This is a genomic window from Bradyrhizobium sp. CFUWI (assembly GCF_056429085.1).
Genome location: NZ_JBWJZE010000247.1, coordinates 1 through 418, shown reverse-complemented (window position 1 = coordinate 418; position 418 = coordinate 1). Strand labels below are relative to the sequence as shown.

General features: G+C 52.9%; 1 protein-coding gene. It reads left to right on the top strand.

What is annotated here, in order from left to right:
* Positions 1-418 (top strand): AAA family ATPase (locus tag AC066S_RS39655; RefSeq protein WP_478272040.1); only part of this gene is annotated, 418 nt, incomplete at both ends.

Here is a 418-nt window from a genome sequence, read left to right as displayed (position 1 = left end):
GAAGTCAAATACTAGAGGCTGTGATTGATTTAAAGGGTGAGTTGCTGGTCTGCCATGGAGAGCATTCAAGGGACACCGTATTTACTAGCCGTGAAATGGTTGCGCTGGAGCATGAGATGCTGCAGCTTGCGGAACGGAGAAATGGATCGCATGTCATCGAAAATTTTGAACTGCCAGCCTCATTGAGTGAAGAGCAGAGAATCGCCGCAGAGGCTACGCTGCGCGACGAAAACGATGTGACGGTGGTCGAGGGAAGTGCAGGTGCTGGAAAAACGTTCACCATGGCTTCTGTGGCTAGGGCGTACGAACGAAATGGATATCGGGTAGTTGGATTAGCCACTGCTTGGACAGCAGCCCAGAACCTGCAACAGGACGCTGACCTGGATGAGGGCGTTGCCATCACGGGCTGGCTCAACTC